The sequence below is a fragment of the Anaerophilus nitritigenes genome, assembly GCF_004138215.1.
Taxonomy (GTDB): domain Bacteria; phylum Bacillota; class Clostridia; order Peptostreptococcales; family Thermotaleaceae; genus Anaerophilus; species Anaerophilus nitritogenes.
Map to the genome: position 1 here is coordinate 111211 of NZ_RYYS01000042.1, position 24378 is coordinate 135588.

A 24378-nucleotide genomic window follows, 5' to 3' on the forward strand; every position below is an offset into this window, starting at 1 on the left:
AAAGGAGTGCTCATATATGAAAAAAATGAAAATATTTTATTTAATATTAGGAATCATGATTCTTCTCCCCTCTTTTGGACTTGCTCATCATGAAAAAAATACTGACAATCCATATGAAAAAGGTAAAATAATGGGGAATATTTTAGGACAACTTTATCAACAAAAAGATATAAAGAGTGATAAAAAAAGTGATTGGGAAGAAGTTTTTGAAAAAGAAAAAAATAATATTTTAAAAAATGAGTACTTAAATCAAACTACAAATACTCATAAAAGTGATTTTAAGAAAGGATTTAAAGATGGATTTTATTTAGGATACCAAGAGATATCTAAAAATAAGTATTCACAAAAAATACTTAGAAATTTGGGAGCAGAGCATGGCAACTGGTTTGGAGGATTAATGGGTAGCATTTATGGAAAAGAAGATTTTTACCATCATCAAAGCAATAATTATAAAACAAAAATACCTTCTTATATAGAAATCATCAATAGATATGATTTAAATAATATAGGAGAAGAATATAAGATGAGCTTCATTGATGCTTATCAAATAGCATATCAAGAAAATTACAATTATTCTTTTCAGATGGAAAATATAGATGAGAAAAAACTTTTAAAAGAAAATGGTATTCTTCACGGAACGCAAATAGGAAATCAAATGGGTAAAATTTATGGGAAAATTGATTTTTTAAAAAGTAAGAACAATAATTGGAAAAATACTCTTCCTAAAGAAGAAGAAGTAATATCTAATTTTCATTTATTGAAAGAATCCTCTGTATATGTAGAAGCTTTTTTAGTAGGATATAAGGATGGCTTTAAAGATGGATATATACAATCTTTTCAAGATACAAGATTAGAACAGGGGAAAGAGAGTAGTTATTATAAAAATATAAATATAGAGGGAGGAAGTATAAGTAGTTTAGATGAAAATGTAATTGTTTCTATTCCACAAGGAACTTTTTATCAAGAAATTTTCATATCTTTGCAAAAAAAAGATTTTTCTCAGTTTAAACAAGAAAATACATGCTATGAATATATGAGTAAACCTTATGAAATTAAAATTAAAAATGATGTAGACAATATTTTTTTAAAAAAACCAATGCTTCTTAGTTTTAAATACTATGGAGATATAACTGGAGGGATTTATCAATATATTCATGGAGAATGGAGATACCTATATAGTACAATAGATGAAAATACCATCTCAACATATATCCCGAACACTTCTTATTCTGGAGGAATATATGCTCTATTAGATAATCCTATATATCCAAATTTAAAAGATATACAAATCCACTGGGCAAATGAAGAAATTTATTCTTTCGTGAGAAGGAATTATGTATATGGATATATAGATCAAACCTTTAGACCCAATCAGCTTATCACAAATGAAGAATTTAAAACTTTATTAAAAAGAGTAATAAAATCAGATGATATTTCTTACATACATAAAATAGAAGATTCTAATCATTTTATTACTTATGAGCAAATAGAAAAAATTATTCAAGCATTACCTGGAAATGAACTTTTTAAGTGGAATGATATTGCACAGAAAATGCTTTATGAAAAATATACTCGGTCAAAGAGCTTAAGTGGACAAAATCAATATATTTCAAGAGCAGAAGTCGTATATATGTTATATACATTGCAAGCATGTAATAAATTATAGAGATAGAGGGATTTTATTGAGTAAAAGAAACAAAGGATTTACTTTAATTGAAGTTATATTGGTGATATTTATCATAGGAATATGTTCTTTTGTTGTATTTCCTACTACTTCAAAGCTATATGAAAGAAAAATATTAGAAAGTACTGCTCAAAAAATTCAAAGTACATTATTATTAGCGAAGCAGTTAAGTATGGATGAAGTCAATAGCTACTGTGTAGAATCTATTGATAACGGAAAAGGATTTCGGATTAGAGAAACTGACTTGATGGGAAAAACTATTTTTATAGAAAAATTTCACCCTTCTATAAAATTTTATTTTCAAAATAATAGTAATCATAAAATTGTTTACAATCATAAGGGAATGACTTCATACGGGAAATTTACTATTATGGACACTAAAAATCATAAAATTAAAATTGAAACTTTAATTGGAACAGGAAGAATTATAATTTCTAAAATATATTGAGGAGATTTTAAAATGAATAACAAAGGATTTACTTTTATAGAAGTTTTAATTTCCTTAAGTATACTAATTGTGATTGTTAGTACTACCTTACCTTTATTTTCACAAATAAACAAAATAGCTCTAAAAAGTAAAAGTCAATATAAATTGGGGAAATTAGCAGAAAGCTATATGGAAGAAATTAAAGCATCAGGAAATATATTGATAGACAATTACAAATATTCATTAGAAGATATCATAGAAAAAGAAACAGATATTCTATCAAATTATTATGAAATAAAAATTGTAATCAATAAAACGAATTCACAATCTATTAAACAAATTAATTTTCATATCAAAGATAATCAAACAAAAGAAAGTTATGAATTATCATCTTATATTTATTTGACACCTTATAAATCTGATTATGAAGTAGTCTTAAAGGAGTAGAGGATAATGAAAGGTATAAAGAATAATAAAGGATTTACTTTAATAGAAGCATTGTTATCTTTAACTTTATTTTCTATTATTATAGGATCTTTTACATATTTTTTTCTATTTCAATTCAAAAATTGTAATAGGCAGTTAAGGATTTTAAATGATAGACAAAATGTTCATGAGGTGTTATTACATATACAGAGAAATATAAGAGAATGTAATCAACAACAAATAGTTTATGATTCAAAAATAAAAGTATTTGAACTTAAAAATGATCAAAATGAAACTGTATATATTGATTTAAGTGGGTATAAAAACCATTCTTCTAATACACTACTATATTTTTATAAAAATAATAAAGAGCTTAGAACCAATAAGAATAAAGAAAATAATGTGGTAATCAAAAATATTGAAGACATTTATGTACATGAAATTATAAAAAAAAACTTGTAAAAGTAGAAGTATTTGGACAATATTATAATGAAACTATTCAATTAAGAATAAATGAAAGGTAAAAAATTATGAAAAATTACATTCATCAAGATAAAGGAAGCATTAGTATAGGTGCTTGTATGATTGGAATGCTTTTATTTATGTTATTGATTTTAAGTACTACATTATTTTTAAATCACTATCATATGATATCTTCTCACTTAGACAGTATAAAAGCTTATTATCTTGCAGAATCTGGAATAGATGAAGGCTTATATTATTGTTCAAACAAGATAGAAGAAATTGTTTCTATTTATCTAAAAGATCGAAAAGAATATCAAATAAATTATACAAAAAGCATAGAGAAAAATATCACTATAGATTATAAACCACCTGTTTTATATGATTATTTTTCTAAAAATTTTATACCTCAAATTCAATCTTATAAAAAAACAAATAAAAATCCTTTTTATAATTATAATCTTAATCATTCTTATGAAACTCAGATACTATGTAATAAATCTAATGAAGGTATGTGTATTTTAATAGAAAGCTTAGGAATTTATAATTATTCTAAAAAATATATAAAGGCAGTAATATCATTACCTAAAGAAGAGAGCTTTGAAGAAGATTTAAATAGTTTACCTATTATTAAAATAAGTCCGTTACAAATAAAAGACTATTTTCAATATTATTAATAAATAGGCATGAAAATATTCAACACAAATAGGATATAATAATTTTAGATTTACTATTTAATACATCTATGAAAAATTCTACTCAAAATACTAAAATTATGTTATCATATTATAGGATTAAAAGGTGAGATTCTTTAGTATTTTGGGAAATAGATGGATAGATTTTTTAGGGGGGATTTTGATGTTACATAGAATTTCTAAATTAAGAAGTGTTCTACAACAGAGAAATTTGGAAAGTATCCTAATTGTAAAACCTGAAAACAGAAGATATATAAGTGGTTTTACTGGTACTCATGGGTATGTACTTATTACAATGGATCAAGCTATATTTATTACGGATTCTAGATATATAGCACAAGCATCAAAACAATGTATAGATTATGATATTTTAGAACATAATTATGAGCATAATATTTATTCTATTATTAATAAATTCAAACTTAAAAATATGGGATTTGAAGATGAGTTTATTACATATGATCAATACTTAGAATTTGAAAATTATTTTAATACAATGACTTTAGTTCCTATTAAAGGAATGATGAATGATTTAAGAATTATAAAAGATGAAAAAGAAATTCAATCTATAAAAAAAGCAGCATCTATTGCAGATCAAGCTTTTACACATATTTGTTCATATGTAAAACCAGAAATGACAGAACATGAGGTCGCTTTAGAATTAGAATTTTTTATGAAGAAAAAAGGTGCTTCTTCATTATCTTTTGATACTATTGTAGCATCAGGTACTCGATCATCTCTTCCACATGGAGTGGCATCTTCTAAAAAAATAGAGCAGGGGAATTTAATTACCATAGATTTTGGTTGTGTTTATGAAGGATATTGTTCTGATATGACAAGAACCATTGTATTAGGAAAAGCAAATGCTAAGCAAAAAGAAATTTATAATATTGTTTTAGAGGCACAAGAAAATGCTTTAGCAGCAATAAAACCGGGTATAAAAGGACTAGATGTAGATCAAATTGCAAGAGAGATCATTACAGCTAGAGGATATGGAGAAAATTTTGGACATGGTTTAGGACATGGAGTTGGGTTAGAAATTCATGAACAACCTACATTATCTCCTAAAGGAAATATTATTCTTCAATCAGGCATGGTTGTTACAGACGAACCAGGTATTTATATTCCTAATTTCGGAGGAGTAAGAATTGAGGATTTAATACTGGTTACAGAAACAGGAAATGAAATTCTTTCAAAATCTCCAAAAAAACTTATTGAATTATAAGACATACTAGTAGATAATATCTAAGAGCACAATAAATTAAATATGGAGGGATACAAATGATTTATGCTAGTGATTTTAGAAAGGGTATTACATTTGAAATAAATGGAGAACCTTTTGTGGTTTTAGATTTTCAACATGTTAAACCTGGAAAAGGAGCTGCTTTTGTAAGAACTAAATACAAAAGTATATTAACAGGAGGTACTCGTGAAGAGGCGTTTAATCCTAATGATAAATTTCCAAAAGCACATATAGAAACAAAAGAAATGCAATACTTATATAGTGATGGAGATCTATATTATTTTATGGATAATGAAACTTATGATCAAATTCCTCTTACAAAAGAGGAGGTAGAAGATGCTATGCTTTATTTAAGAGAAAATGATACAGCTACTGTTAAATTTTTCAAAGGTAAAGCTTTCCAAGTTGATCCACCAAATTTTGTAGAATTAGAAGTTACATATACAGAACCTGCTGTAAAAGGAGCTACTGCAACCAATGTAACAAAACCTGCTACCTTAGAAACAGGTGCAGTTGTACAAGTTCCTGTTTTTATCAATGAAGGAGATAGAATCAAAATTGATACAAGAACAGGAGATTATTTATCAAGAGCTTAGGAAATACTATAAGCATATATATTAAAAAATAAAAAGGAGGGCTATGTAATGAGTTATCTTTATGAAAAAGTAGCATATCTAAGAGGTTTAGCAGAAGGAATGGAAATCAGTGAAGAATCAAAAGAAGGAAAACTTCTTTTGAATATTGTCGATGTATTAGAGGATTTTGCTGATTCTATAGAAGAATTACATGAAGAAGTAGAGGATTTAGATGAATATGTTGAAAGTATAGATGAAGATTTAGCAGTAGTTGAAGATGAAATGTTTGAAGAAGATGAAGAAGATATGGATTTTGTAGAAGTTGAATGTCCAAATTGTCATGAAGTGATTTATCTTGAAGATGAATTAATAGATGATGAAGACGCTGAACTAGTTTGTCCAAGCTGTCATGAGAAAATATATATTGATGAATGTTGTGATGAAGATGGATGCTGTTGTTGTGGAGATCATGATCACGAATAAACACTAATACTTTTTTAAAAAACTGATACATTTTATTATGTATCAGTTTTTTTTATGGAAAAATTTAATCTATATGAATTTTTTGTATAAAAATGACATAATCTTTTTATTTTTTTATAAAAAATTTAATCATAATATTTGCCTTATTTAAATATTAATGATAGAAAGGGGGACATGTTATGGAAATACAAAAGGATAAAAATTTTAAAAATAGGCAGTTTTTTAACAATGGATTAAAAAAAGAGATATTAGAATCGCTTCCTATTCAATTAAGAGAAATATTTATTAGACTTCCGTCTGAATCTATAAAAGATATGGAAGAAATCCGACTCAGAAATGGTAAACCTTTAATGTTTTTTGCAAAAAATCAAGATTTTTTCATTAGTAAGAATTCAAAAATTAGTAAAGACCCATCTCAAAGTTATTTGGTTACAAAAGAAGACGTTCATAAAGCATACGAACTTATTACAGATTATTCTGTATATGCATTAGAAGAAGAAATCAAAAATGGATTTGTCACCCTAAAAGGAGGCCATAGAGTTGGTATTTGTGGTACTTCTGTTATAAATAATAATAAAATTAAAACAATAAAGGATATTTCTGGTCTTAATATTAGAATTTCAAAACAAAAAATAGGTGTATCTGATCATATTATGAATTATCTTCTAGATCAAGGAATTTTTTATAATACATTGATTGTATCTCCTCCACAATGTGGAAAAACTACTTTGCTTAGAGATATTATAAGAAATTTAAGCAACGGAATGCCTTCTTTAGGTTTTAGAGGATTAAAGATTGGTGTAGTAGATGAAAGATCTGAAATTTGTGGTGTATATCAAGGAATAGCTCAAAATGATATAGGAATAAGAACAGATATACTCAATGCTTGTCCTAAAGCCCAAGGTATGATGATGCTGATTCGTTCCATGTCTCCTCAAGTCATTGCTACAGATGAAATAGGAAAAATAGAAGATATTTATGCCCTAGAAGAAGCACTTCATGCAGGAATCAAACTGATTACAACTGTTCATGGAACGAGTATGGAAGAAATAGAAAAAAGAAAAAATTTAGAGTATCTACTTTCTGAAGGAATTTTTGAAAGAATTATAATTCTTTCAAACCATCCTAAAGTTGGAACTATAAAAATGATTATCGATGGAACAACAAAAAAAATAATTATTACCTATCCTCTAAAAGATAGGAGGAATGTATTTGATCATTAAAATTTTATGTTCTATATTGATTGTTTTATCTTCTTCAATCATAGGATATCTATATTCATTTAGATATTTACAAAGGCTACAACAATTAAAAGATCTATATATATCTTTTCAACTTCTTGAGACAGAAATTACTTATGTAGCCACTCCTCTTGTTATAGCTATGGAAAAGATAGGGAGTCAAAGCAATCAATCTATTCATCAAATATTTAAAGATGTTCATAAAATTCTTTCTAAGAGGATTGGATATAGTGTAGACGAAGCTTGGAATCAAGCTATAGAAAATAACTTTAATCGTACAGCTTTAACACAAGAAGATAAAGAAATATTAATAGATTTTGGAAAAAATTTAGGACGTACAGATCAAGAAAATCAAATGAAGAATTTTAAATGGATTTATTTACAATTACAAAAACATCAGCAAAATGCAGATGAATTAAAAAATAAAAATGGAAAGTTGTGTAAAAGCATGGGCATTTTAGCTGGTTTAGCTATTGTAATTATATTGATATAAGGAGGACTTTTGATGAACATAAATGTAGATTTGATTTTTAAAATTGCAGCAATAGGGATATTAGTATCTGTATTAAATTTAGTACTCAAACATTCTGGAAGAGAAGAACAAGCCATGATGACTACTCTCGTAGGCATTGTAGTAGTACTTTTTATGGTCATTCAACTCATTAGCAATCTATTTTCTACTGTAAAAACAATGTTTCAATTATATTAATAAAGGTGTGGTTTAGATGGAGATATTTAAAATAGTTGCTTTGGGAATTGTGGCAACAATATTAACCATTGTACTTAAAAATCAAAAACCAGAAATATCAATACAAATTAGCATAGCAACAGGAATCATTATCTTTATCTTCATAGCTACAAAATTAGCATCTGTATTAGAAGTATTAAATATGTTTGCTCAAAAAATTAATATGGATGTAGTATATATTACAACAATTTTTAAAATAGTAGGTATTGCTTATATAGCTGAATTTGGAGCTCAAGTTTGTAAAGATGCAGGAGAAACTGCTATTGCTTCTAAGATTGAATTGGCTGGGAAAGTTCTTATTATGGTACTATCTGTTCCTATTTTACTTGCACTTTTTCATTTGATTGTACAACTAATGCCATAGGATGTGAATAAAATGAAAAAATTATTAATTACCTTTTTTTTACTTTCTTTTTTGTATCCTCATTGTATTTATGCTCAAAATGAAAGTCCTCTTACAGATCAATTGATACTAGAACAATTAGAAAATACAAATTTAGAAGAACTAGAGGAAACTATAAAAAGCTTAAATCATGATATAGAAGATTATTTTCCTAAAATAGATATAAAAAAGCTATTACTTTCTTTTGTAAAAGGAGAAAATACCTTTGAACTGAAAAAAATATTGCATGGTTTATTAAAGTATATTTTTAAAGAAATCATAGCAAACTCTTCATTATTAGCAAAACTTATTGTATTATCTATTCTTTGTGCTTTCTTAAACAATTTATCCACTGCTTTTGAGAGTGAAACAGTAGGAAAAATGGCTTATATGGCATGTTATTTAATGATTATTTCTATTGCTGTAAAAAGTTTTTCTATTGCTACAAGAATAGGAATACAAGCTATTGATGATATGGTTTCTTTTATGCAAGCACTACTTCCAGTATTATTAACATTTTTAATATCTATGGGTGCTATTACTTCAACAGCTATTTTTCAACCAGTTTTGATAGCTTCTGTAAGTATTATTAGTACACTTATAAAAGATTTAATCATGCCAATTATATTTTTTTCAGTCATTTTATCTATAGTAAATCATCTTTCCTCTAAAGTACAAGTATCTAGACTTGCATCTTTTCTTAAGCAAGTTTGCATTGTACTCATAGGGTTTATGCTTACAATATTTACAGGAATTATTACCATTCAGGGGATTACAGCTTCTACTACAGATGGTGTTACGATTCGAACAGCTAAATTTGCAGTAGATAGATTTATTCCTGTAGTAGGAGGATTTGTATCTGATGCTTTTGATACGATTCTTGGATATTCTTTACTTCTTAAAAATGCTACAGGGGCTTTAGGATTAATTATTTTAGGTTTTATTTTGATCATGCCTCTTTTAAAAATATTATCTTTAATTTTTATCTATAAAGTAACTACAGCAGTAATACAACCTATAGTTGAAAATCCATTAATAGATTGTCTTAGTGATCTGAGCAATGCAATGGTTTTAATATTAGGTAGTGTAATTTGTGTAGCAATTATGTTTTTTTTAGCAGTAACCATGATTGTAGGAGCTGGTAATATTACTATGATGATGAGGTAGGTGATGAACATGATGAACTTTTTAAGATCTTGGATTATTAATATCGTATCTGTTGTAATTTTCATTACTTTTCTAGAAATGTTATTACCAAATAGTAATATGAAGAAGTACATAAAAATGATTATAGGACTTTTAGTCATGATTGTAATTTTAAGTCCACTTCTACAAATAGTACATGGAAATTTTAACATAGAAGATGAAGTTTTAAAGACATCTTTAGCAATAGACCAAAAAAATCTATCTTTAACCTTTGATGATCTTGGAAATATTCAGAATCAACAAGTTATAAAATTGTATACTCAAAAAATAGAAACAAATATTAAAGATAAAATTGAGCAAGATACACAGTGTATGGTTTTAAAAGTAAATGCTGAAATAGAAACATCTAAAGAGCATGAAAACTTTGGAGCAATAAAAAAAATGAATATTGTTTTAAAAAATCCTATAAATGATTCTACAAATAAAAAAATTCAAACGGTGTCTATTTCACCCATAGGAAAACCTCCAGATTCAGATTATAAATCTCAAGACACTATTCCAGTTATAAAAAAAATAAAAGAGAGTATTTCAAATATCTATCAAATAGATAAAGATCAAATTTTCATTTCTATGCATGATGAAAAATGATATGGGGAGTGATTTATTATGAAAATGTTTAATCCAATAAAGGAGTATCTTCAGAATCATAATCATAAAAAAATTATATATAATTTGTTAATGATCATCATTGTATGCATAATAGGTTTGATTACATGGGATACACTTTTTCCTATAAAAAACAGTAACAAAAATCAAGACATTTCTATTCAAAATACAAAGGAAGAGGATATTTCACAAAATAATTATCAAGATACTGCCCAAGTTCAACTCAAACAAATACTGGGTCAAATCAAAGGAGTAGGAGAAGTTGAAGTCATGGTTACCTATGAAGCAAGTACAGAAGTAGTTCCTGCTTCAAACATAACCAAATCTACGCAGATTACAGAGGAAAAAGATGCTCAAGGTGGGACAAGGACTACTACTCAAGATGATTCAAGTCAAAATATGGTGATGAGTGGACAAAATGACAAATTAATTGTAATCAAAGAAATAAAGCCACAAATACGAGGGGTAGTAGTAGTAGCAGAAGGAGCTGGAGATATAATGATTAAAACAGCATTAATTGAAGCTGTACAAACTATTTTCCAAGTTCCTGCACATAAAGTAATGGTATATGAAAAAAAATAGTTTAGGAGGTATGAAAAATGTTTAAAATACGAGGAAGGAATGTTTTGGTTTTATCATTAGCACTTACTCTTTGTTTGATTGGTTATCTTAATTATGCAATTGGTAAATATACAGCTTTAGAGACTTCTACAGAGTTTCAAAAATATGAAGAAAAAAAGCTTGCAGAGTTACACAATGAAGAAAATGTAAAAGATGCAAATCTAACAATCGAATCTACTGACTCTAATGAATCTATAAAAGAAGAAATGGATGTTGTAGATAGTAGTAATTGTGAAGTAAATGATATTATTCAAAAGACTAGTAAAAATATCAAAGAAACAATCAATAGTCAAAAGGTAAATAGAACAAACTATTTTATAGAATCTAGATTAAATATGAATTTAGAAAGAGAAAAAATGGTATCCTTATTAAATGAAATTATCAATAATGATAAAACAGACGAAGAAAACACAAAAGCAGCTACAAATGAAAAAATGAAGTTAATTGACATTATGAATAAAGAAAAAATAGTTGAAAACTTGATTGAATCAAAAGGTTTTGAAAATGCATTGGTATTTATTACAGACAACTCTGTAAATGTCATTGTAGAAATAGAACAATTGGCAGATTCAGATGTAGCAAAAATATTAGATATTGTTATGAGAGAAACAAAGTATTCTCCAGAGCATATAAAAATATCAAATAAATTTTAGTTAAGTTTGTAAATGGTAAAAGGTTTTGGTATAATGTTTGTAAGGTAGAAGCTATTTACATAAGAGCAGGGGGTATCATTAGTGAGCAATAATAATGTAGATGCAGTTGAAAATGGACAAATCAAGATTGCTGATGAAGTAGTTGGAGTAATTGCAGGATTAGCAGCTACTGAAATTGATGGTGTAGCTGGAATGAGTGGCGGCATTGGTGGTGGTATTGCAGAAATGTTAGGTCGTAAAAACCTAGCAAAAGGAGTAAAAGTTGAAGTTGGAGAAAAAGAAACTGCAATAGACCTATACATTATTGTAGAATATGGTGTAAAAATTCCTGATGTTGCTTGGAAAATACAAGAAAATGTAAAAAAAGCAATTGAAACTATGACAGGTCTTAAAGTTCTAGAGGTCAATATCCATGTACAAGGTGTAAATCTTGATAAAGATGAAAAAGAAGAAAATGCTTTAAGAGTAAAATAAGAAATTAAACTAACCCTCTGAAATTTCAGAGGGTTAGTTTAAATATTTTTGAGGAAGGAGACTTAAGATGAAGTTTATAGACAGATTTTTCTTCGGTATATATACTTTATGTATTGCTATTGTATCTTTAGTACTTATAATGATTCCTTTTAATGAATTTACTTATCATTGGGCAATCTATTTTTTTGAAAAATATAAAATGAGTTTAGAAAATAGTATCATCCCTATGATTTTTTTTATTCTTAGTATACGATTTCTTGTTTCAGGAATCAAAAACTCTAATTCAGAAATGAAATCCATTATAAGACATACAACTTATGGAGAAATACAAATCTCAATAGAGGCAATTGAAAGCATGGCAGAAAAGGCTTCTAAAAGTATTTATGGTTTAAAAGATCTAAAAGCAATAGCAAAATATATGGATCATAATATTTTAATAGAGATAAAAGCTTTTGCCCTTAGTGATACAAATATTCCTGAAACTTCTATTGCTATTCAACAAAAAGTAAAAGAACATATTGAATCTACTACAGGTATTGAAGTCAAGGAAGTAAAAATAATGATTCATGATATTGCACTACAAGGCAAAAAAAGAGTAGAATAAATACAAGTGGGGTATGATCATGGATAAAGAAAAAATAATTTGTATATTTCATAAACATTTTTGGAAAATTATAGGTATCTCAATAGGATTTCTATCAAGTATTTTAATTTTATCAATAGGACTCATTAAAACAATTTTTATAAGCATATTCATCTATATAGGGTACTTTATTGGTAGTAAACTAGATAATAAAGAAAATTTAATAGAAATATTAGATAAAATACTTCCTCTAGGAAAGTATAAATAATAAATATGTAATCATGATAATATTAGGAGGAAATTTATGAATAGAAAACTAGCACGTGAAATGGTAATGAAATTATGCTTTCAAATGGACATTCAAAATGATTTTTCTGAAGAAATGATTGGAAAATTTTTAAAAGATTTGCCTGAAAATGACCAAGAAGATTATATAAAAAAAGTAGCTATGAGTTTTATTTTAAATAAAGAAAAAACTGATAAGTTTATTGAAAAACATTCAAAAGGTTGGAAAATAAACAGACTTGCTAAAGTGGATCTTACTATTCTTAGGATAGCCATCACAGAAATTCACTACATAGATGATGTTCCTGAGATTGTTTCTATTAATGAAGCTGTTGAACTTTCTAAGAAATTTAGCACAGATGAATCTAGTAAATTTATAAATGGTGTCTTAGGAAGTATATTAGAGGATAAATAATGATGAAAAATCTTGTATTAGGAATAGATACAAGCAATTATACAACTTCTATAGCTGTTGTAGATGAAAATAATCATTTGCTCTTTGAAGATAGAAAGCTACTAGATGTTAAAATAGGAAAGAGGGGATTAAGACAATCAGATGCCCTCTTTCAACATGTTGTCAATCTTCCTCTTTTATTTGAAAAAATAGATAGATTATCTATAGGACATCTTATTAAAACTATTTGTGTAAGTAACAAACCTAGACCTATGAAAGATTCTTATATGCCTGTGTTTAAGACATCCCAATCTTTTGGAAAGGTGCTTTCTCATACTCTTTGTTGTGAATATAAAGAATTTAGTCATCAAGAGGGACATATTGAAGCTGCAAAATGGTCTATTTCAAAAAAACTTAAAAGTGAATTTTTAGCAATACATTTATCTGGAGGAACTTCAGAAATTCTTCATGTAATAAATAATAAAGAAGGTGGATATATCATAGATATTATAGGTGGAAGCTCTGATATTAGTGCAGGTCAATTCATTGATCGTATTGGTGTGGCACTAGGCATTTCTTTTCCTTGTGGAAAAGAAATGGATACATTCGCTTGTACTGGAATAGATCAAGAAGTTTCTATTCCGGTATCTATAAAAGATACATATATGAGCTTTTCAGGACCAGAAACATTTACCTATAAGCTTATAGAAAAAGAATATGAAAAATCTATCATTTGTGCATCAGTTTTTAAATGTATTTCTATAGCTTTAGCAAAAACTATAGAAAAAGTTATCAAAAAAACTGCACTAACACAAGTTTTGATTTCTGGAGGAGTAGCCTCAAGTATATATATAAAACAATATATTCATACATACTTTGAAAATAAAGAATATGATATTCTCTTTGGACATGCAAAATATTGTACAGATAATGCGGTAGGCATTGCTCTTTTGGGTAATAAAAATAAAAAGGGAGGAATTATAAATGAAAGCTCAAATTATTGATGGTAAAAAAATTTCTGGAGAAATTCGTGAAAATATTATAAAAGAAGTAAATGATTTAAAAAATTCTCACGGGATTGTTCCAGGACTTGCGGTAATCATAGCAGGAGATGATGAAGCTTCTTCTGTATATGTTTCAATGAAAGAAAAATCTTGTAAAAATGTAGGTTTTTATTCACAAGCATATAAACTTCCTCAAAACACTACTCAAAGTGAAATCATAGACTTAGTAGAAAAATTAAATCAAGATCCTAAAATTCATGGTATTTTAGTACAACTTCCCCTTCCAAAAGGAATTAATGAAGATATTATTAATTCGCATATTCTTCCAAGTAAAGATGTAGATGGATTCCATGCGGTAAATTCTGGAAATATGCTTTTAGGAAAGCCTTCTTTTGTTCCTTGTACTCCTAAAGGAATTATAGAACTTATTAAAAGAACAGGAGAAGAGATTAATGGAAAACATGCAGTAGTAATTGGAAGAAGTAATATTGTAGGAAAACCGGCTGCAGTACTTTTATTAAGAGAAAATGCAACTGTTACAATTTGTCATTCTAAAACAAAAGATCTTAAACAGCATGTAGCTATGGCAGATATTGTAGTTGCTGCTGTTGGAAGTCCTAATCTTATTACAGGAGATATGATCAAAGAAGGTGCTATTGTTATTGATGCAGGAACAAGAAAGATAGATGGAAAATTAGTTGGAGATGTAGAATTTGATAAAGCAGTAGATAAAGCTTCATGGATTACTCCAGTTCCAGGTGGGGTAGGTCCTATGACAATTACTATGTTACTGCAAAACACATTGAAGGCAGCTAGAGATCAATGCAAATAAAAACTTTAACTGTATCAGAATTAAATAGATATATTCATAGATTAATAAGCAGCGATCCAATTTTAAATTCTATTTATTTAAAAGGAGAAATTTCAAATTTTAAACTTCATGGGAGCGGTCATGCATATTTTTCTTTAAAAGATGAAGCAAGTAAAATCAATTGTGTTATGTTTAAAGATCATTATGAAAAAATAAAATTTGAGCCTAAGAATGGAATGCATATTATTACAAATGGTTATATTTCAACTTATGAAAGAGACGGGCAATATCAATTGTATATTAGAGAAATTGAGCCAGATGGAATAGGAACACTTCATTTAGCCTTTGAACAACTAAAGATAAAACTTAAAAAGGAAGGTTTGTTTGATTTTAAAAAAAAGATACCTTCTTTTCCTAAGAAAATTGCTGTAGTGACATCTCCTAGTGGAGCTGCAATTAGAGATATTATTTCTGTTTCTAAGAGAAGAAGTCATTATGTAGATTTACTGATTTATCCTGTTTTGGTTCAAGGAGAAAATGCAGCATTAGAAATTTCTAATGCTATTAATCATCTGAATAACGAATATGCAGATATAGACATTATTATTATAGCTAGAGGAGGAGGCTCCATAGAAGAATTATGGGCTTTTAATGAAGAGGTGGTAGCTAGGAGCATTTGGAATTCAAAAATCCCTATTATATCTGCCATAGGCCATGAAACAGATTATACTATAGCTGATTTTGTAGCAGATCTTCGTGCACCTACTCCTTCTGCTGCTGCCGAAATAGCAGTTCCTCCAATAAGCGATTTTAAAAATAATTTGAATGGTTTTTATAAAAAATTAAATACTTCATGGAATTACTATATACAAAAAAAACATAATCAACTCATAGGAATAAATAAGCATAAGTTATTATCTATAACAAAACATAAATTGCTTGAAGAAACTCAAAGACTAGATCTGCTTCAAAGAAATCTATATGATTATGCAAATAAAAAAATACAAAACTCTCAATCTCAACTTGTTAAAAATGCATCTAAATTAGAAGCACTCAATCCATTTTCAACTATTTTAAGAGGATACTCTATTACATTTGACGAAAATGGAAATAATATTTATAAGATAGATCAAGTGAAAAAGGGTGATCGTATAAATATTATGTTAACAGATGGACATCTTAATTGTACTGTTACTCATAAAAAGAAGGAGGATCATTCCATTGAACACTTTTGGACATCTTAAATTCAAAAAAGAAGATTCCTTTGAAGAAGCTATAAAAAAGCTAGAATCTATAGTTAGCTTATTAGATGAAGGAAACCTATCTTTAGATGAAACTTTATCTTTATATGAAGAAGGAATAGGTCTTTATAGATATTGTAATGATTACTTAGAGAAAAGTGAACAAAAAATTCAAATACTTATGAACGGAGAAGAGATTTCTTTTGAGTTGTCAGATGCAAAGATAAAGGGGGATTAATATGAATTTGCAACAAGTTCTTAAGGATAAGATAACATATATTGATCAAGCTATGAATATCTATTTGCCAAAGGAAGATTATTTACAAAAAGAAATCTTTGATGCTATGAGTTATAGCATCTTTGCAGGAGGAAAAAGATTAAGACCTATTTTATTGCTTGCTGCAACTGAATTTGTAGGAGGCAATATAGAGGAAGCTTTACCATTTGCATGTGCAGTAGAAATGATTCATACCTATTCATTGATCCATGACGATCTACCTGCTATGGATAATGACGATTTTAGAAGAGGAAAACCTACAAATCATAAAGTATATGGAGAAGGAATGGCTATTTTAGCAGGAGATGCTCTTTTAAATTATGCTTTTGAGTTAATGATAGAGGGTGCTTTAAAAAATAAAGAAGATGTTTATAAAAAGGTTTTGGCTACCAAAGAAATTTCTACTGCTGCTGGCGTTTATGGTATGATTGGAGGACAAGTCGTAGATTTACTTAGTGAAAATAAAAAAATAGATGAAGAAACTTTAAATTTTATACATAAAAATAAAACAGCGGCACTCATTATTGCCTCCATTCGTGCAGGAGCTATATTAGGAGGAGCAGATGATGAAGAATTATCTTCTCTCACAGATTTTTCTAAAAATATTGGCTTAGGATTTCAAATTACAGATGATATTTTAGATATTATAGGAGACGAAAAAAAATTAGGTAAAAAAATTGGAAGTGATCAGCAAAATCATAAAGCTACATATCCATCTATCCATGGGCTAGAAGCTTCTATACAAAAAGTACAACAATTATTTGAAAATAGTATTCATTCCATAGAAAAATTCGGAGAAAAATCAGAGTTTTTTATGGCATTATCAGATTTCTTAGTAAAAAGGGATTATTAATGTTAAGGAGGAAACAAGTTGTTCTTTGTTCAGCAAGTTTTAAAAAATGAGATGCTTGGCGTAACCTTGTTGTCTTGGTTTATTGCACAATTACTTAAAGTGATCATTAGTCTTGTAAAAGATAAAAAAGTAAACTTATACAGATTTGTAGGATCAGGTGGAATGCCAAGTTCTCATTCTGCTTTAGTTATGGGATTATCTACGGCTGTTGGTTTAAAAAAAGGATGGGATTCCTTAGAATATGCAATATCTATTGCTTTTGCGCTAATTATTATGTATGATGCATCTGGAGTAAGAAGAGCTGTTGGAAAACAGGCTATTATACTCAACAAAATAATAGAAGATAAACAAAACCACAAGCCCATTGGTGAGAAACGACTCAAAGAACTTATTGGACATACTCCTATTGAAGTAATCGCTGGAGCGATTTTAGGTATTTTTATAGCAAATCTAGTCATTTGATATTCATATTTTAATATGTTATAATATAATTTACTTTGTAAGTGGTGCAGTATTCTAGTCAGATCTACCATTTCTGAAGGCGGGGCTAAAAATCCGTCAAAGGGCACATCGATGAAGTTCCTGGTATTGGCTGCTGACGCCCAGTCGGGGGTTAATTCTGGGAGTAAGAAGAAGGGGGCGATCCACAATGGCATGTGGGCGATGACCCTCTCTTCGTGGAGACCTAAAATTTTTTAGGATAAACCTACTATATAATACATTTGTATTATATGTAGCGTAGCCTGCCTTGAGTGGAGTACGGCGGATAATAGATACAGGTTAAACTTTCATGGGGCCCATGAAAATTAACCATTGCTATTCGAAACCCATTCTGCAAAAGAGGCTAAGAAATGGTTTGACTGTTGAGGAAAACTCCTAGACTGTTCTTTTGAAGCCTATTAAGGATTGCAGTGTGGACTGAGTGGTAATCTAGTCATATCTTTGGCGACAAGATATAAAGAGATTGAAAAGGAAACTACTGATTTGGCGACAAACCAGTATCTCTTTGGGAAATCCAACTAGACCTAAGCCGCAAAATTTACTTAATATGTTACCACTTACAATATATAATTTGTTACGTCATGATCAAAAAGGTGAGAGATATGGAAACAGAATCGAAACAAAAAAGTGTTTCCAAAAGGAAAAAAAATGATAAGAAAAATAAATCCAATCCTATTAAATGGATTATTTTTATAACCATATGGACATTTTTTTTGGCTATTGGAATGAGTTTTATTTCTGAAAAAGTGCTAAAGAGTGTAAATATTATTATAGCCTTTTTCATTTTAACTTTTATTATATTAACAGGAATATTGTTTGATACAATAGGCATTGCAGTAGCTGCATCTATAGAAAAGCCATTTCATGCCATGGCATCAAAAAAAGTAAGAGGTGCCAAATTTGCTATAAATCTAGTAAGAAATGCAGGATTGGTATCAAGTTTTTGTAACGATGTAATCGGAGATGTGTGTGGCATTATAAGTGGTGCTGCTGCTACAATTATTGTTTTGCAACTAAATAAAATGATTTCTATAAACGTATCCTATTTAAGTGTAATCCTCAGTGCATTTGTAGCAGCTTTTACCGTAGGGGGTAAAGCATTTGGTAAACAACTTGCCTTAAAAAAATCAAAAGAAATTGTTTTTTATGTTGGAAAGGTATTATATTATATTAACCATAAGCTTGGTATAGATCTTTTACCTAAAAAAAGCAAAAAATAAACTATACACCAAATGGGAAAGAGAGATGAATTAAGTGATAGATTTACTGTCTAATATAGACTCTCCTCAAGCATTAAAACATATTAGCGATGAATCACTAAAGCAATTATCAAATGAAATTAGAAAATTTTTAATTGAAAATGTATCCAAAACGGGCGGGCATTTAGCATCTAATCTAGGAATTGTAGAATTGACACTAGCAATGCATAGTATTTTTAATACTCCAAAGGATCGGATTATATGGGATGTAGGGCATCAATCTTATGTACATAAATTGTTAACAGGAAGAAAAGATCTTTTTCATACACTAAGACAATATAAGGGACTGAGTGGATTTCCTAAAAGATGTGAAAGTGACCATGACTGCTTTGAAACAGGTCATAGCAGTACTTCTATATCTGCAGCTTTAGGTATTGCCAAAGCTCGTGATTTAAACAAAGAAGATTATTCTGTCATTGCTTTAATAGGAGATGGGGCTTTAACAGGAGGCATGTCCTTTGAAGCTTTAAATCATGCAGGACATATGAATACAGACATTATTGTTATATTAAATGATAATGAAATGTCTATTTCTGAAAATGTAGGGGGATTATCTAAATATTTAAATAGACTGCGATCAGATCCTAAGTATTTTAAAGTCAAAGATGACGTAGAGTATTTTTTAAATAAAATTCCTGCTGTTGGAAAAGCGATGTATAAAACAGCTGGAAAAGCAAAAGATAGTTTAAAATACTTTTTAGTTCCAGGAATTATTTTTGAAGAATTAGGATTTACATACTTAGGCCCTGTAAATGGACACGATATAAAAGAACTAAAAGTGGTTCTAAAAAGAGCAAAGAATATTAAAGGGCCTGTATTTATTCATGTTCTTACAAAAAAGGGGAAAGGCTATTCTTATGCCGAAAAAAATCCAGATAAATTTCATGGAATTGGTGCGTTTGAAATTGAAAGCGGAAATGTAATTGGAAGTAATAAAAAGAAGCCAAGTTATTCTACAATATTTGGTAAAACTATTGTAGATTTAGCAAAAAAAGATACAAGTATTGTAGCAATTACTGCAGCAATGCCATCTGGTACGGGTTTGAATGATTTTGCTGCTACATATCCTAATCGTTTCTTTGATGTAGGTATCGCTGAACAACATGCAGTAACATTTTGTGCAGGACTTGCTTCTAATGGATGTAAACCTATATTTGCTGTATATTCTACTTTTTTACAAAGAGCATATGATCAAATTCTTCATGATGTATGTCTTCAAAATTTACCAGTGATTTTTTGTATAGATCGTAGTGGATTAGTAGGTAATGATGGAGAAACTCATCATGGTGTATTTGACTTGTCTTTTTTAAGTCATATTCCTAATATGACTATTATGGCACCAAAAGATGGTCATGAACTTTCTGATATGATGAGATTTGCAACTACTCTCAATACCCCTGTTGCCATAAGATATCCTAGAGGAACAAATGATGATTTTTGTAAAACCACTCAAGAACCTATCCAAAGCATAAAATCAGAAGTTCTATTAAACGGAAAAGATGTGTGTTTGATTGCTTGTGGAAAAATGGTACAAATAGCTTATGAAGCAGCAGAAAAACTCCAATCTGAAAATATTTTTGCCACAGTGATTAATGCAAGATTTATAAAACCATTAGATGAAGAAACAATCCTTTCTGTCTGTTCTAATATAAACCATATTATTACATTAGAAGATAATGTGATTATTGGTGGATTTGGAAGTCAAATTTTAGAACTCTTTGAAAGAAAAAAAATCATTGATAAAAATGTAGCATTATTAGGACTTCCAGATCAATTTATAGCACATGGAAATACAGATGAACTCTTTAGAGAGTATGAAATAGATGTATTAGGAGTTATGAATCAAATTAGAAAAATGATCAATCAATAGGAGCGATAAAAATGGGAGAAAAGAATAGATTAGACATGCTTTTGGTAGAAAGAGGATTTTTTGATTCTCGTGAAAAAGCAAAAAAAAACATCATGGCAGGAATTGTATTTGTGGACCGTCAGAGAATAGATAAAGTAGGAATGAAAGTACCTATTGATGCAGAAATAGAAATAAAAGGTAATGTACTTCCCTATGTAAGTCGTGGAGGATTAAAATTAGAAAAAGCTATGAAAGAATTTTCTATAAATCTTTTTAATAAAAAAGCTATGGATATAGGCGCATCTACTGGAGGATTCACCGATTGTATGTTGCAAAATGGAGCCACTAAGGTTTTTTCTATAGATGTTGGGTATGGACAACTTGATTGGAAATTAAGACAAGATGATAGAGTTATTGTCATGGAGAGAACCAATATAAGATATGTAGAGAAAGAAGATATCAATGAAGAAATTGATTTTGCTTCTATAGATGTTTCTTTTATATCTTTAAAATTAGTACTTCCTGTACTAAAAAAACTAATGAAGATCAACGGTGAAATTATTTGTTTAATCAAACCTCAATTTGAAGCAGGTAGGGATAAGGTAGGAAAAAAAGGAGTTGTAAGAGATATAAAGGTTCATAAAGAAGTAATTGAAAATGTTTTATCATTTGCATTAGAAGCAGGATTTACTATAAAAGGACTATCTTTTTCTCCTATTAAGGGTCCTGAAGGAAACATTGAATATCTTGGATATCTTGAGAATATAGAATCAAATGAATCTCTTGATATAAATATGATTGAAGTTGTTGTTAAAAATTCTCATGATATCCTTAATAATAAGTAAACTTCTATAACTTTATTACAATATACTTTATCAGCAGTCGAAATCTTCTAAAAGAAGATTTTGTTTTTTGCATAAATAATGCATAAAATATAAAGGATAAAGGTGAATGATGTAGAATATTTCATATACTTATATAATTTTATGATATATATATATGATTATTTATCTGAAAAAATTAATATTTTATTCAAATTTATGAATAATAGGAGGCGCTTTATGAAGTATGCAAGACATTCTAAAATATTAGAAATTATAGAGAAATATGAAATTGAAACTCAAGAAGAATTAGCAGAGGCACTCAAAGAAAATAATATTCAAGTTACACAAGCTACCGTATCTCGAGATATAAAAGAATTAAGATTAATTAAGGTTTTAGGAAAAGAGGGAAAGTATAAATATGCTTCTATGAACCAACAAGAACCTGCTATTTCTGATAGATTGGTAAAACTTTTTAAAGATTGCATTTTATCTATAGATTATGCTGGAAATATGATCGTTTTAAAAACTTTAGTAGGAGCGGGAAATGCTGCATGTGCTTCTATTGATGCATTAGGAATAAAAGAAATTGTAGGTACTATAGCAGGAGATGATACAATTTTTATTCTTGTTCGTCATGAAGAAAAAATAGAAGAAGTAGTAGATCATTTTAAAGAACTTATGAAATAGGCTGGGGGTATATATATGCTCTTGGAATTAATTATCCATGATTTTGCACTTATTGAAAAATTAGATATTCATTTTTACGAAGGATTAAATATTCTCACTGGAGAGACAGGTGCTGGTAAATCTATTATTATTGATGCAGTAAACATGGCCATTGGAGAAAGAGCCGATAAAAATTATATTCGAACAGGTTCCGATAAATCTGTGATTCAGTTGATTTTTAAATGCAATGACAAAGAATTAGAAACTTTATTAAAAGAAAAAGGTATTGATTTATTAGAAGATCATACGATTATTTTGACAAGAGAAATTTATAGCAGTGGTAGAAGTACTTGCAGAATAAATGATAGAGTAGTTACCGTTTCATTAGTGAAAGAAATTAGTAAACATTTTATTGATATTCATGGTCAACATCATCACCAATCGTTACTTTATTCAGAAAATCATATTCATATACTAGATTCTTTTGATGAGAAAAAAACTTGTATACTCAAACAAGTTGTTTCTTCTAAGTTTCAACAATTAAAATACTTAGAAAATAAATTAGAATCTTTATTTGGAAATAAAATAGAAAGAGAAAGAAAAAAAGATTTGCTTAAATTTCAAATTCAAGAAATTGATTCTTGTAATTTAAAAATAGAAGAAGAAACAGAATTAATGACAAAGCATCAACTTGTTGCTAACAGTGAGAAAATATTTCATATCATGTCTAATGCTCATGAAAAACTATATAAGGGGGATTCTTTACATACATCTATTATTGATGAAGTTGGACGAATTCTTAAAGATTTAGAAGGTATTAAAGACTTTGATTCAAAAATATGTCTTATTTCTGAAACACTTCAAGAATCTTTATATACGATTGAAGATGTATCAAGAGATATTATGAGTTATAAAGATCAAATTGAATTTGATCCTGCCCTTTTAGACTATGTAGAGAAAAGATTAGATACAATCAATAATTTAAAGAGAAAATATGGAAATGATATAGAAGAAATACTTAAATACAGAAAAGAGATTGGTTTAGAATTAGAAGAAATTGAAAATAGTGAAAATATCTCAATAGAATTAACACAACAAATAGAAAAAGTCAAAAAAGAATATATGAAAGCTGCAATACAATTAAGTGAATTAAGACGATCTATCGGAGATCGTTTGCAAAATAAAATATCTCAAGAATTGATGAGTTTAAATATGAATAAAGCAACTTTTCAAGTTCATTTTATTCATGATGTGCATAATTTAGAAAAAAATTATTTTCATGCAAATGGAATAGATAAAATTGAATTTTTAATCTCTACAAATTTAGGAGAAGAACCAAAACCTATATCAAAAATTGCTTCTGGAGGAGAATTGTCCAGGATCATGTTAGCTTTTAAAACAATTTTGGCAAAATCGGATAATATTCCTACATTAATTTTTGATGAAATAGATACTGGAATTAGTGGGAAAACGGCAAATATTGTAGGAGAAAAATTAGCAACTATATCTCAAACACATCAAATTTTATGTATTACCCATTTACCACAAATTGCATTAATGGCAGATCATCATTTTCATATAGAAAAACAAACTTACAATAACATGACTATTACAAATATAAAAAAATTACCTAAGGAAGAAAGAATTTCAGAATTAGGAAGATTATTAGGAGGAACTTCACTAACGGATTTGACAATGAAACATGCAAAAGAAATGTTAGAGATAGGAAAATCATTTAAGCAAACATTGAGAAAATTGTAAATACATTTTAAATTTTATTAATCATATAATTTTCTATATAATATCAAAAAACTATAAATGTATAAAAATCTACCTTTTTAAATTAAGGCTCTATGTCAATAGTTGGGGTGGGATTGTTCATAATCCTGCTCCATTACTTTATTA

General features: G+C 28.3%; 31 protein-coding genes. All 31 read left to right on the plus strand.

The features are described 5' to 3' along the window. The first annotated feature begins 16 nt into the window (after window positions 1–16). The 31 genes from EK368_RS06720 to recN all read left to right on the plus strand — a co-directional run bounded on the left by EK368_RS06720 (window position 17) and on the right by recN (window position 24234). Complete coding sequence (locus EK368_RS06720) at window positions 17–1666, plus strand: S-layer homology domain-containing protein (protein WP_129597748.1); 1650 nt, start codon at window positions 17–19, stop codon at window positions 1664–1666. Between the two features lie 16 nt (window positions 1667–1682). After that, a complete protein-coding gene (locus EK368_RS06725) occupies window positions 1683–2132 on the plus strand; it encodes a prepilin-type N-terminal cleavage/methylation domain-containing protein (RefSeq protein ID WP_165000356.1) in 450 nt (149 codons plus the stop codon). 12 nt (window positions 2133–2144) lie between these two features. After that, window positions 2145–2558: a type IV pilus modification PilV family protein gene (locus tag EK368_RS06730; RefSeq protein WP_129597752.1), complete on the plus strand. Its 414-nt coding sequence runs from the start codon at window positions 2145–2147 to the stop codon at window positions 2556–2558. Window positions 2559–2564: 6 nt separating this feature from the next. Next, window positions 2565–2999 carry a prepilin-type N-terminal cleavage/methylation domain-containing protein gene (locus tag EK368_RS06735; protein ID WP_129597754.1) on the plus strand — a complete coding sequence of 145 codons (435 nt, stop codon included), beginning with the start codon at window positions 2565–2567 and terminating at the stop codon, window positions 2997–2999. Between the two features lie 68 nt (window positions 3000–3067). Then, entirely contained in the window at window positions 3068–3676 is a 609-nt protein-coding gene (locus EK368_RS06740) for a hypothetical protein (RefSeq protein WP_129597756.1), read from the plus strand. Between the two features lie 178 nt (window positions 3677–3854). Next, window positions 3855–4919 (plus strand): M24 family metallopeptidase, encoded by a 1065-nt coding sequence (locus EK368_RS06745; RefSeq protein WP_129597758.1) that lies wholly within the window; start codon window positions 3855–3857, stop codon window positions 4917–4919. A gap of 56 nt (window positions 4920–4975) precedes the next feature. Beyond that, entirely contained in the window at window positions 4976–5533 is a 558-nt protein-coding gene (gene efp, locus EK368_RS06750; RefSeq protein WP_129597760.1) for an elongation factor P, read from the plus strand. Window positions 5534–5581: 48 nt separating this feature from the next. Then, a complete protein-coding gene (locus EK368_RS06755) occupies window positions 5582–5995 on the plus strand; it encodes a CD1247 N-terminal domain-containing protein (protein ID WP_129597763.1) in 414 nt (137 codons plus the stop codon). A gap of 179 nt (window positions 5996–6174) precedes the next feature. After that, window positions 6175–7218 carry a stage III sporulation protein AA gene (gene spoIIIAA / locus EK368_RS06760; protein ID WP_129597765.1) on the plus strand — a complete coding sequence of 348 codons (1044 nt, stop codon included), beginning with the start codon at window positions 6175–6177 and terminating at the stop codon, window positions 7216–7218. Beyond that, window positions 7208–7729, plus strand: coding sequence for a stage III sporulation protein SpoIIIAB (gene spoIIIAB, locus EK368_RS06765; protein WP_165000357.1), 522 nt, complete (start codon window positions 7208–7210; stop codon window positions 7727–7729). The genes spoIIIAA and spoIIIAB overlap by 11 nt, the downstream gene beginning before the upstream one ends. Window positions 7730–7747: 18 nt before the next feature. Continuing rightward, complete coding sequence (gene spoIIIAC / locus EK368_RS06770) at window positions 7748–7945, plus strand: stage III sporulation protein AC (RefSeq protein WP_053957750.1); 198 nt, start codon at window positions 7748–7750, stop codon at window positions 7943–7945. A gap of 16 nt (window positions 7946–7961) precedes the next feature. Continuing rightward, window positions 7962–8348 carry a stage III sporulation protein AD gene (spoIIIAD, locus tag EK368_RS06775; RefSeq protein ID WP_129597769.1) on the plus strand — a complete coding sequence of 129 codons (387 nt, stop codon included), beginning with the start codon at window positions 7962–7964 and terminating at the stop codon, window positions 8346–8348. 12 nt (window positions 8349–8360) lie between these two features. After that, the gene (gene spoIIIAE, locus EK368_RS06780) at window positions 8361–9533 is read left to right on the plus strand and encodes a stage III sporulation protein AE (RefSeq protein WP_129597771.1); all 1173 of its coding nucleotides are present in this window, start codon (window positions 8361–8363) and stop codon (window positions 9531–9533) included. Window positions 9534–9536: 3 nt separating this feature from the next. After that, window positions 9537–10160: a stage III sporulation protein AF gene (gene spoIIIAF / locus EK368_RS06785; protein ID WP_129597773.1), complete on the plus strand. Its 624-nt coding sequence runs from the start codon at window positions 9537–9539 to the stop codon at window positions 10158–10160. An 18-nt stretch (window positions 10161–10178) separates the two neighbouring features. After that, entirely contained in the window at window positions 10179–10760 is a 582-nt protein-coding gene (locus tag EK368_RS06790; RefSeq protein WP_129597775.1) for a sporulation stage III protein AG, read from the plus strand. A 17-nt stretch (window positions 10761–10777) separates the two neighbouring features. Next, on the plus strand, window positions 10778–11452 hold the full coding sequence (locus tag EK368_RS06795) for a SpoIIIAH-like family protein (RefSeq protein ID WP_129597777.1): 675 nt from the start codon (window positions 10778–10780) through the stop codon (window positions 11450–11452). A gap of 81 nt (window positions 11453–11533) precedes the next feature. Continuing rightward, the gene (locus EK368_RS06800) at window positions 11534–11926 is read left to right on the plus strand and encodes an Asp23/Gls24 family envelope stress response protein (protein ID WP_129597778.1); all 393 of its coding nucleotides are present in this window, start codon (window positions 11534–11536) and stop codon (window positions 11924–11926) included. A 67-nt stretch (window positions 11927–11993) separates the two neighbouring features. After that, window positions 11994–12530: an alkaline shock response membrane anchor protein AmaP gene (gene amaP, locus EK368_RS06805; RefSeq protein ID WP_129597780.1), complete on the plus strand. Its 537-nt coding sequence runs from the start codon at window positions 11994–11996 to the stop codon at window positions 12528–12530. Window positions 12531–12549: 19 nt separating this feature from the next. Continuing rightward, a complete protein-coding gene (locus tag EK368_RS06810; RefSeq protein WP_129597782.1) occupies window positions 12550–12777 on the plus strand; it encodes a DUF2273 domain-containing protein in 228 nt (75 codons plus the stop codon). Between the two features lie 36 nt (window positions 12778–12813). Further along, on the plus strand, window positions 12814–13209 hold the full coding sequence (gene nusB, locus EK368_RS06815) for a transcription antitermination factor NusB (RefSeq protein ID WP_129597784.1): 396 nt from the start codon (window positions 12814–12816) through the stop codon (window positions 13207–13209). Beyond that, window positions 13209–14192 (plus strand): O-sialoglycoprotein endopeptidase, encoded by a 984-nt coding sequence (locus EK368_RS06820; protein WP_129597786.1) that lies wholly within the window; start codon window positions 13209–13211, stop codon window positions 14190–14192. Before nusB ends, EK368_RS06820 begins: the two co-directional genes overlap by 1 nt. Beyond that, window positions 14173–15024 (plus strand): bifunctional methylenetetrahydrofolate dehydrogenase/methenyltetrahydrofolate cyclohydrolase FolD, encoded by an 852-nt coding sequence (folD, locus tag EK368_RS06825; RefSeq protein ID WP_129597788.1) that lies wholly within the window; start codon window positions 14173–14175, stop codon window positions 15022–15024. The genes EK368_RS06820 and folD overlap by 20 nt, the downstream gene beginning before the upstream one ends. Beyond that, window positions 15015–16247 (plus strand): exodeoxyribonuclease VII large subunit, encoded by a 1233-nt coding sequence (gene xseA / locus EK368_RS06830; protein ID WP_129597790.1) that lies wholly within the window; start codon window positions 15015–15017, stop codon window positions 16245–16247. Before folD ends, xseA begins: the two co-directional genes overlap by 10 nt. Beyond that, window positions 16225–16482, plus strand: coding sequence for an exodeoxyribonuclease VII small subunit (locus EK368_RS06835; protein ID WP_243109372.1), 258 nt, complete (start codon window positions 16225–16227; stop codon window positions 16480–16482). Before xseA ends, EK368_RS06835 begins: the two co-directional genes overlap by 23 nt. A gap of 1 nt (window position 16483) precedes the next feature. Beyond that, window positions 16484–17374 (plus strand): polyprenyl synthetase family protein, encoded by an 891-nt coding sequence (locus tag EK368_RS06840; RefSeq protein WP_129597794.1) that lies wholly within the window; start codon window positions 16484–16486, stop codon window positions 17372–17374. A gap of 18 nt (window positions 17375–17392) precedes the next feature. Next, entirely contained in the window at window positions 17393–17836 is a 444-nt protein-coding gene (locus tag EK368_RS06845) for a divergent PAP2 family protein (RefSeq protein WP_341472779.1), read from the plus strand. Window positions 17837–18477: 641 nt separating this feature from the next. Beyond that, window positions 18478–19095 (plus strand): hypothetical protein, encoded by a 618-nt coding sequence (locus EK368_RS06850; protein WP_202976439.1) that lies wholly within the window; start codon window positions 18478–18480, stop codon window positions 19093–19095. Window positions 19096–19129: 34 nt separating this feature from the next. Then, on the plus strand, window positions 19130–21004 hold the full coding sequence (gene dxs / locus EK368_RS06855; RefSeq protein WP_129597796.1) for a 1-deoxy-D-xylulose-5-phosphate synthase: 1875 nt from the start codon (window positions 19130–19132) through the stop codon (window positions 21002–21004). An 11-nt stretch (window positions 21005–21015) separates the two neighbouring features. Further along, window positions 21016–21828, plus strand: coding sequence for a TlyA family RNA methyltransferase (locus EK368_RS06860; RefSeq protein ID WP_129597798.1), 813 nt, complete (start codon window positions 21016–21018; stop codon window positions 21826–21828). A gap of 216 nt (window positions 21829–22044) precedes the next feature. Next, window positions 22045–22494, plus strand: a complete 450-nt coding sequence (locus EK368_RS06865; protein ID WP_129597800.1) for an arginine repressor — start codon at window positions 22045–22047, stop codon at window positions 22492–22494. Window positions 22495–22509: 15 nt separating this feature from the next. Further along, window positions 22510–24234, plus strand: a complete 1725-nt coding sequence (gene recN / locus EK368_RS06870; protein ID WP_129597802.1) for a DNA repair protein RecN — start codon at window positions 22510–22512, stop codon at window positions 24232–24234. The last annotated feature ends 144 nt before the right edge of the window (window positions 24235–24378 follow it).

What these genes read in the sequence shown, in the direction of transcription:
- EK368_RS06720 (WP_129597748.1), top strand. Translation starts at nt 17, where the DNA reads ATGAAAAAAATGAAAATATTTTATTTAATATTAGGAATCATGATTCTT.
- EK368_RS06730 (WP_129597752.1), top strand. Translation starts at nt 2,145, where the DNA reads ATGAATAACAAAGGATTTACTTTTATAGAAGTTTTAATTTCCTTAAGT.
- EK368_RS06735 (WP_129597754.1), top strand. Translation starts at nt 2,565, where the DNA reads ATGAAAGGTATAAAGAATAATAAAGGATTTACTTTAATAGAAGCATTG.
- EK368_RS06740 (WP_129597756.1), top strand. Translation starts at nt 3,068, where the DNA reads ATGAAAAATTACATTCATCAAGATAAAGGAAGCATTAGTATAGGTGCT.
- efp (WP_129597760.1), top strand. Translation starts at nt 4,976, where the DNA reads ATGATTTATGCTAGTGATTTTAGAAAGGGTATTACATTTGAAATAAAT.
- EK368_RS06755 (WP_129597763.1), top strand. Translation starts at nt 5,582, where the DNA reads ATGAGTTATCTTTATGAAAAAGTAGCATATCTAAGAGGTTTAGCAGAA.
- spoIIIAA (WP_129597765.1), top strand. Translation starts at nt 6,175, where the DNA reads ATGGAAATACAAAAGGATAAAAATTTTAAAAATAGGCAGTTTTTTAAC.
- spoIIIAD (WP_129597769.1), top strand. Translation starts at nt 7,962, where the DNA reads ATGGAGATATTTAAAATAGTTGCTTTGGGAATTGTGGCAACAATATTA.
- spoIIIAE (WP_129597771.1), top strand. Translation starts at nt 8,361, where the DNA reads ATGAAAAAATTATTAATTACCTTTTTTTTACTTTCTTTTTTGTATCCT.
- spoIIIAF (WP_129597773.1), top strand. Translation starts at nt 9,537, where the DNA reads ATGAACATGATGAACTTTTTAAGATCTTGGATTATTAATATCGTATCT.
- EK368_RS06790 (WP_129597775.1), top strand. Translation starts at nt 10,179, where the DNA reads ATGAAAATGTTTAATCCAATAAAGGAGTATCTTCAGAATCATAATCAT.
- EK368_RS06795 (WP_129597777.1), top strand. Translation starts at nt 10,778, where the DNA reads ATGTTTAAAATACGAGGAAGGAATGTTTTGGTTTTATCATTAGCACTT.
- amaP (WP_129597780.1), top strand. Translation starts at nt 11,994, where the DNA reads ATGAAGTTTATAGACAGATTTTTCTTCGGTATATATACTTTATGTATT.
- EK368_RS06810 (WP_129597782.1), top strand. Translation starts at nt 12,550, where the DNA reads ATGGATAAAGAAAAAATAATTTGTATATTTCATAAACATTTTTGGAAA.
- nusB (WP_129597784.1), top strand. Translation starts at nt 12,814, where the DNA reads ATGAATAGAAAACTAGCACGTGAAATGGTAATGAAATTATGCTTTCAA.
- EK368_RS06820 (WP_129597786.1), top strand. Translation starts at nt 13,209, where the DNA reads ATGATGAAAAATCTTGTATTAGGAATAGATACAAGCAATTATACAACT.
- folD (WP_129597788.1), top strand. Translation starts at nt 14,173, where the DNA reads ATGAAAGCTCAAATTATTGATGGTAAAAAAATTTCTGGAGAAATTCGT.
- xseA (WP_129597790.1), top strand. Translation starts at nt 15,015, where the DNA reads ATGCAAATAAAAACTTTAACTGTATCAGAATTAAATAGATATATTCAT.
- EK368_RS06840 (WP_129597794.1), top strand. Translation starts at nt 16,484, where the DNA reads ATGAATTTGCAACAAGTTCTTAAGGATAAGATAACATATATTGATCAA.
- EK368_RS06850 (WP_202976439.1), top strand. Translation starts at nt 18,478, where the DNA reads ATGGAAACAGAATCGAAACAAAAAAGTGTTTCCAAAAGGAAAAAAAAT.
- EK368_RS06860 (WP_129597798.1), top strand. Translation starts at nt 21,016, where the DNA reads ATGGGAGAAAAGAATAGATTAGACATGCTTTTGGTAGAAAGAGGATTT.
- EK368_RS06865 (WP_129597800.1), top strand. Translation starts at nt 22,045, where the DNA reads ATGAAGTATGCAAGACATTCTAAAATATTAGAAATTATAGAGAAATAT.
- recN (WP_129597802.1), top strand. Translation starts at nt 22,510, where the DNA reads ATGCTCTTGGAATTAATTATCCATGATTTTGCACTTATTGAAAAATTA.